The 7458-nt window shown below is 49.0% G+C and carries 6 protein-coding genes and 2 pseudogenes; 4 read left to right on the top strand and 4 right to left on the bottom strand.

Annotated features, from left to right (window positions below; translation table 11 throughout):
• Nucleotides 1-307: 307 nt before the first annotated feature.
• Together O71_RS26895 and O71_RS18515 are read left to right on the top strand one after the other, a co-directional pair.
• Nucleotides 308-571 (top strand): DEAD/DEAH box helicase, encoded by a 264-nt coding sequence (locus O71_RS26895; RefSeq protein ID WP_304412035.1) that lies wholly within the window; start codon nt 308-310, stop codon nt 569-571.
• Nucleotides 484-2160: a DEAD/DEAH box helicase gene (locus O71_RS18515; RefSeq protein ID WP_369750992.1), complete on the top strand. Its 1677-nt coding sequence runs from the start codon at nt 484-486 to the stop codon at nt 2158-2160. Before O71_RS26895 ends, O71_RS18515 begins: the two co-directional genes overlap by 88 nt.
• A 346-nt stretch (nt 2161-2506) precedes the next feature.
• Here the strand turns inward: O71_RS18515 and O71_RS18510 are convergent, their stop codons facing one another.
• From O71_RS18510 to O71_RS18500, 3 genes and pseudogenes are all read right to left on the bottom strand, one after another.
• Nucleotides 2507-2950: a PA2169 family four-helix-bundle protein gene (locus tag O71_RS18510; RefSeq protein WP_007660006.1), complete on the bottom strand. Its 444-nt coding sequence runs from the start codon at nt 2948-2950 to the stop codon at nt 2507-2509.
• Nucleotides 2951-3030: 80 nt separating this feature from the next.
• A pseudogene (locus tag O71_RS18505) lies at nt 3031-4259 on the bottom strand (NAD(P)/FAD-dependent oxidoreductase).
• A 96-nt stretch (nt 4260-4355) separates the two neighbouring features.
• On the bottom strand, nt 4356-5183 hold the full coding sequence (locus tag O71_RS18500; RefSeq protein WP_007660000.1) for an SDR family oxidoreductase: 828 nt from the start codon (nt 5181-5183) through the stop codon (nt 4356-4358).
• A gap of 81 nt (nt 5184-5264) precedes the next feature.
• On the opposite strand from O71_RS18500, the gene O71_RS18495 reads away from it, so the two are divergent.
• Nucleotides 5265-6719 (top strand): NAD(P)/FAD-dependent oxidoreductase, encoded by a 1455-nt coding sequence (locus O71_RS18495; RefSeq protein WP_007659998.1) that lies wholly within the window; start codon nt 5265-5267, stop codon nt 6717-6719.
• Between the two features lie 87 nt (nt 6720-6806).
• Here the strand turns inward: O71_RS18495 and O71_RS18490 are convergent, their stop codons facing one another.
• Nucleotides 6807-7211 (bottom strand): nuclease A inhibitor family protein, encoded by a 405-nt coding sequence (locus O71_RS18490; protein ID WP_007659996.1) that lies wholly within the window; start codon nt 7209-7211, stop codon nt 6807-6809.
• Between the two features lie 121 nt (nt 7212-7332).
• Between O71_RS18490 and O71_RS24065 the strand changes: the two are divergent.
• Nucleotides 7333-7458: pseudogene (locus tag O71_RS24065) on the top strand (short-chain dehydrogenase); the annotation flags it as partial.

Below are 7458 nucleotides of genomic sequence, written 5' to 3'. Positions count from 1 at the left end.
AAATAAAAAAGATTTTGAAATAAATATAAATCGTTCGCCATTTTCTCATAACAATTTTATAACCGAATAATACACACCTACTTAGGTTGGCTTATTTAATAATATATTTGAACGCATGACAACAGTGTCATTTATTATGCATACCTTTGCAGCCGATTTGGAATCAGTCTGATTTAAGTAAAACTGGCTACACCGCTGTTAAAGCAAAACCTGGTTGATTTTTATTCTTGTCGGACTTCTTTCTCGTAAAGAAGGGTTTATGGACAGGCTGTCTCCAGACGTAGTGTAAAAAGTTATTATTATCAGAATGAACAAAATCAGATTTGACGAGCTTCCGCTTTCGCCGGAAGTCCAGCGTGCTATCGCTGACATGGGCTTCGAAGAAGCATCTCCCATCCAAACAGAAGCAATCCCGGTAGTATTAGAAGGACGCGACATCATTGGCCAGGCCCAGACGGTACGGGCAAGACGGCCGCTTTTGGTATACCTACCATCGAAAGCATCGACGAGAACGATCGCAGTGTGCAGGCGCTTATCCTGTGCCCGACGCGTGAACTTGCTATTCAAGTAGCCGGAGAAATCCAGAAACTTATTAAGTATAAGCCAGGCATCAGCATCGTGCCTATTTACGGCGGTCAGGCTTATGACCGTCAGCTGCGTGCCCTTAAGCAGGGTGTGCAGATCGTGATCGGTACTCCGGGCCGTGTGATGGACCACATCGAGCGCGGTACCCTCAAGCTGGACAAGATCAAAAAGATCATCCTTGACGAAGCCGACGAAATGCTCGACATGGGTTTCCGTGACGACATCGAGTTCGTATTAAGCAAAATGCCGGAAGAGCGTCAGACGATCTTCTTCTCGGCTACTATGTCCAAGCCGATCATGGACCTGACCAAGCGCTACCAGAACGATCCTGTGATCGTGAAAGTGGTGCACAAGGAACTGACCGTAACTAACATTGACCAGGTATACTTCGAAGTGCGTAACTCTATGAAGCAGGAAGTACTTTCCCGCATCCTGGACATGCACAACATGAAGTCGGTGATCATCTTCTGCAATACCAAGCGTATGGTGGATGAACTAGTAACAAACCTGCAGGCCCGTGGCTATTTTGCCGATGGTTTGCATGGTGACCTGAACCAGAACCAGCGTTCTAACGTGATGGGCAAGTTCCGTAACGGCATGCTCGAGATCCTGGTAGCGACTGACGTGGCAGCCCGTGGTCTCGACGTGGACAACGTAGAGGCTGTGTTCAACTATGACCTGCCGCAGGACGAAGAGTCTTACGTGCACCGCATTGGCCGTACAGGTCGTGCCGGTAAGTCAGGCAAGGCTTTCTCTTTCGTGGCAGGCCGCTCTGACATGTACAAGCTGAAGGACATCATGCGCTATACCAAGGCGAATGTGCAGCTGCAGCAGGTACCTACCTACGAAGACGTAAACGAGATCCGTACCAACCTGTTCCTTGACAAGGTGCGTGAAGTGCTGGAGAAAGGTAACCTGACCAAGCATGTTAACACCATCGAGAAACTGGTGAACGAAGATTATACCTCCCTGGAAGTGGCGGCAGCCCTGCTCAAAATGAGCCTGAAGGAAGCCAAAACAAAAGAGGCTGGTAAAGAGGCTGAAAAAGGCCTTGGTGGACCGAAAGCCGGTTTCGACCGTCTGTTCATCACGATCGGTAAGAAAGACCGCGTTCATCCAAAGGACCTGATCGACCTGCTGAGCCAGAACGCCGACATACCTGCTTCTAAAGTAGGCGATATTGACCTGTATGACAAGTTCAGCTTTGTGGAGGTACCTACCGAATACACTGCTGATATCCTGCAGAAAGTTGGTCGTATCGAGGTGGATGGCCGCATGGTGATCGTAGAGAAATCGCAGAAGAAAGAAGGTGGTGCCGGTGGTGGCAGAGAAGACTTCGGTTTCAGTGATCGTGGTGCAGACCGTGGCGGTGATCGTGGTGGCAAGCGCTTCGGCGGTGGCGACCGTGGTGGTTACGGCGGAGATCGTGGAGGCGACAGAGGTGGCCGTCGTGAAGGTGGATACGGAGGCGGTGGAAGCCGTTTCGGTGGCCGTGGCGACCGCGACTCTTTCAGAGGCGGTGACCGTCGCAGCAGCGGTGGCGATCGTGGCGGATTCCGCAAAAAAAGATTCTAATTGACCGAACCTGCCTGTGGGTAGTTCGTATAAAAGGATATACAAAGCTTGAAGTGTAAAAAGCTTCAAATTGTTAGAAAAGGCTGACTTGAAACGTCAGCCTTTTTGTTTTGTGATTATTTTTTCTTAATCCGTAACCTTGGCTTTAACCTTCCGTTAAAGAAGGTATCATAAAAAGGTTGGAAGATTATTCTACTGTTTTACGCAGTTAGAACTGATAAGCCTGACATCAGACGGATGTCAGGCTTATTACTTTTATACCAGTATATACCTTCAGCCTAAGCGGAGGGCACAAAAAAAAGGAGCTATAGCAGCTCCTTTCTGTTTTTTATCTTCATGTGAAAGATCAGGCGCTGTCACGCAGCGAGCGAATATGATCATGTGCGTTTTTCACATCCTGGTACTGCTGCGCCACGATTGGCTTCAACTCACCTGGCAGGTTCTTCTCCATGGCTTCTTCGTATGCTTTCACAGCATAGTCTTCACCACGCTCGCACTCCTCCAGTATACGCTTTCTGTCTTTTGAAGAGAGGGCTGCTTTAATATCGATCCAGGCACGATGCAGGGTACCTTCGATAGAGCTGGACTCGTCGTCTGTCTTGCCCATTTTGTGCAGTTGATCCTGTAGTTCTGTGATCATGCTATCGCGCTGCACGGCGTACTTGCGGAACAGTTCTTTCAGGTCCTGATCCTCTACGTCTTCGGCAGCAGTTTTATAGCCCTTTACACCGTCTTTGCATCTTTCGATGAGATGGTGTACGGTTGAGTAAACTTCTTTATTAATTTCCATAGTGATATTTTTATTAGGTTTTGTATGCTGATGTACTGCATTCCCTAATTTTTTGTTTCCAAAATGGATATATCGCTATGCTAGGATATGGAAGCGGCCATGGCCCTGCCAGCCAGGTAGCTTGTGGTCCAGGCAGCCTGAAAGTTGAATCCACCCGTAATACCATCAATGTCAAGTACTTCTCCGGCAAAGTGTAAACCCGGATGCAGGCGGCTTTCCATCGTTTTCAAGTTGACCTGACTCAAGTCTATACCGCCACAGGTCACGAACTCTTCCTTAAAAGTCGTTTTACCGTCCACCTCAACAGGCATTCTCAGCAGTGCCTCTAAAAGCTTGTTTGTGTGTTTAGCAGGAAGTTCAGCCCACCTCACTTCGTCATTGATACCTGCTATACCTGTGAGTGCCTTCCACAGTCGTTGCGGCAGAACGAATAGCGGGTTAGTAATCACTACTTTTTTTGGATGTGCCTTCCTGAATTGTTGCAACTGCTCCCGCAGGCTTTCTTCCGTTTGATCGTGCACCCAACTCACCAGGGCGGTGAAGCGGTAGTTCATACCATGAAACAGTCGGGCACCCCAGGCGGAAAGTTTCAGCACTGCCGGTCCGCTATATCCCAATGCGTGATCAGTAAAGGACCTTCGTACTCGAGCTTCTGACCGGCTATACGCACCCTGGCCTGAGGAACAGATACACCTTGTAGCTCTTTGAGCGGCGATCCCGGCACATTGAATGTAAACAGGGAAGGGACAGGTTCCTGGATGGAATGACCCAGCATGCGCAACCAATCATAGCCCTGACTCTTGGGATTGCCGCCCGAGCTAACTAATACCCGATCAGCATGCAGTTCGTGGTTATTACTCAGGTATAAGGTATAGCCTCCTTTGTCAGGCTGAGGTACAATGCGCTCCACGGCCATACCTGTTTTGACCTCTACACCAGCTTTGGCGACTTCGCGTTGCAGACAGTCAATGATTGTCTCAGAATTATCGGTGATCGGAAACATGCGGCCATCAGCCTCAGCTTTCAACTTCACGCCACGGCTCTCAAACCACGCTACTGTTTCCGCTGCCCCAAAGGTCTTGAATGCTTCCTTCAGCTGTTTGGCACCGCGAGGATAATGTTGCGCAAAGACAGAAGGTGTAAAACAGTGATGTGTCACATTGCAGCGTCCGCCACCCGAAACCCTCACTTTAGACAACAGCTTGTTGCTTTTCTCCAGGATGGTAACCTGTGCTTTCGGATTAGCCTGCGCACAGGCGATTGCCCCAAAGTATCCGGCCGCACCGCCACCTATGACTATTATCTTCATGAAGATGTTTAATTGTTAATTGGTAGTTGTTGATTGTTTGCTCTGAGTGGATAAAACAATTAGCAATTAACAATCAGTAATTCTTCTACAAAGATACTAAAAGAAAGCCATGGGATCGGGATGGGAGAAGACATAGGCCAGGTCATCTTTCAGTTTCTGGCTGCTGATCAGTTTAAAACTGGTTTCTTCCATGTTCAGGAAGGTAGGGGCTTCCAGGCCTATGGCTTTGGTAGCCGCTACATAAAAGTCGCGTCGGCACGGGTGCTCATCGGCGCAGGCGTTGTATATCTGGCCCCATTTCTTCTGAGCAATGATGCGCTCTAAAATGTTGAGGCAGTCTTCCAGATGAATCATGTTAACAGGGGCATCGCCATTTGGCAAGTCACTTTTGCCGGCCATGAAGCGTCCCGGCTGCCTGCTACCCCCAACAAGCCCTCCAAAGCGTACCACGGTGCAAACCCAGTGTTCACTGTCCCGGAACATTCTCTCCACACGCAAGAGCGTATTATCAGGGTCCAGTTCATCGGTAAAGCTGGTGTCTTCTTCGGTCACGATGCGGTTGAGCTCTGGGTATACCGAGGTAGAAGACACGAAAAGTATCCGGCCGACAGGCGACTGCAGGAGCGCTTTCTTCAGCACAGTCATCTGATGCAGGTAACTCTCGCCACCATCAGCGCGAAGTTTGGGTGGAATGTTCAGCACCAACACATCTGTCTTCAAAAAATCATTCAGAACTTCTTCGTTCAGAGCAGGAGCGGTGAGATTGATCAGATAGGGGTTTATATCAGCTTCACGGAGGATGTCCAGCTTATCTTCAGAGGTAGTAGAGCCATTAACGCGCAGTCCGGACCGTACCAGTCTTTCAGCCAATGGAAGGCCGAGCCAGCCGCAGCCCATAACGCTTATGTCAACTTTCTTTTGCATCGCTTTAGTGTTTTGGAAGTAACATTCCGTAAGCTCACGTGTTATCGTTTGCGACAAAGGTAAGCCTAATATTATACATTCATGCAGTACGACGTCATCCTGATCGGTTCTGGTTTTGGTTCACTCACTGCGGCTACCCTGCTCGCTCAAAGGGGGCTAAAAGTAGCGGTGCTGGAACAAGCCAAATACCCGGGAGGCTGCGCTTCTTCTTATAAACGAAAAGGGTACTGGTTTGAGACGGGTGCCACGACACTAGTTGGATTGGACGAGCACATGCCCCTGCGCTATCTCCTGGATGTGACAGGTATCGAGCTCCCGCTTCTAAAGCTTGACATCCCCATGCAGGTGTACCTCTCGGACGGACAGCTACTGACGCGATACGCCGAGCTCGATGACTGGATCAAAGAAGCCGAGCGTGTATTTGAACCTAAAGGGCAGCGTGCATTTTGGGAGCACTGTTTTCAAATCAGCCAGAAGGTATGGCGTACTTCTCTGGAGCAAAAATCCTTTCCATTCTCCAGTGTCAAAGACCTGTGGCAGGCATTGGGGAATGTTCGTCCGCACCAACTGTCCTTGTTGCCTGGTGCTTTCAGAACAATGGAAGACTTACTCGCCAGGTATGGGCTGCTAGAAAATAAGTTGTTCAAAGATTTTGTAAACGAGCAATTATTGATCACGGCGCAGAACCACCTGGGGGAAGTAAACGAGCTTTTCGGTGCGACCGCCTTGTGCTATACCTTGTTTGGCAATTATTATGTAAAGGGAGGCATGATCGGACTGGCCCGGGCGCTTGAGAGCTACCTGCACAGCAAGGGGAGTACGATCCTATACCGGCGTAACGTCCATACGATTACCAGTTTACCGAATGGCTATGAAGTAAATTGCCTGGCAGGTAGCTACCAGTCGCGTTTCGTGATCAGTGGCATACCGCTAAACGATACCTATCAGCTTTTTCAGAATGATCAGGTGAGACAAAAGTTGCAGCCCCACCTGCTGCCTTCCGCGAAGCTAAACGGCGCCTTTACCATGGCGCTGGTCCTTCGTCAGGCACCCGCTATACTTGTGCTGCACCACCAGGTACATGTGCCCGGAGGCTTACCACTAATCGGTAGCAGCAGCTTTTTTGTAAGTTACAGCCATCCAGCCGACAGTGAAAGAGCAATGCAGGGAGAACGAGTGGTAGCGATCAGTACGCATGTTCGTGACCCGGCAGCGCTTCGCATCGAAAACAAAAGACAATTGGAAGAGGCGATCATCAAGAGGATGGAGGGTTTAGGCCTGCTAAAACGATCAGATATTTTGCATCAGGACTCATCAACACCCGGTGCCTGGATCTACTGGACGCAAAGGGCCTATGGCATGGTAGGAGGTTACCCTCAGTACCGCGATATAAAACCCTGGCAGATGAAAGACGCCCGACTCGATCACAAAGGCGCCTATACCTGCGGTGACTCAGTTTACCCGGGGCAGGGGATAGTGGGTGTATGCTTGAGCGGCATCATTGCGGCAAACAAGCTCGTTTTAGATCACTTTTAACACGACATTGTTACTACTTCAGAAGGTATAGCTTTAGAGTTAAGTTAAAAAAATCCCCGACTAAAGCAGCCGGGGATTTTTTTTACATCATGTTTCGACCACCAAGGTTTTAAGGCCTGCAATTTCACCGTTTGGTGTGCGGCCTAGTATGAGCACCAGTTTCTGAGTTTCACCGACACGGTATACCTTAACTCCCTGCAGGAGCTCGTGCAGTTTTTTTTCCAGGTGCTGAAAGCGTTTGGCCTGCTGCATCCCTTCTTCGCCAGCATCGGGTCTGGCGTGTGTCATGTTCCTGAAAAAGTAACCCAACTCCAGTTCCTCAAATGGATAATCAGCTGGCATGGCCGCGAGTTTGAGCACCGTCTCTTCATCGAGTGTTTCGCCTTTAAAATTTTCGGCCTGGTAAAATTCAAAAGGGGCATCTGTTTCGCTTATCATAAGCAATCCGTCGGTAGCCTCTTTCAGTTCGGTTTCAATTTGTTTTAGATCCATAGTTTTAAATGCTTCAGCAAAAGAATGCTTCTTTTACTCTGATTGTCGTTGGAGGTTCTTATCTTTAGATAGTCAGCACTGACAATTATACGTTAGCTCTTTTTAAAACAAACAAAATAAAATGATGAAGGCAGAACCTATGCTGAAAGAAGGCGCCCTGAAAGGGAAAACCATTGTGATTACCGGAGGCGGCACAGGCCTTGGCCGCTCCATGACTAAATATTTCCTGGAGCTCGGAGCCAACGCC

The sequence above is a fragment of the Pontibacter sp. BAB1700 genome (genome assembly GCF_000277005.1).
Lineage (GTDB): Bacteria > Bacteroidota > Bacteroidia > Cytophagales > Hymenobacteraceae > Pontibacter > Pontibacter lucknowensis.
Note: the sequence above shows the minus strand (reverse complement) of the source record. Positions and strands in the feature narration are given on the sequence as shown.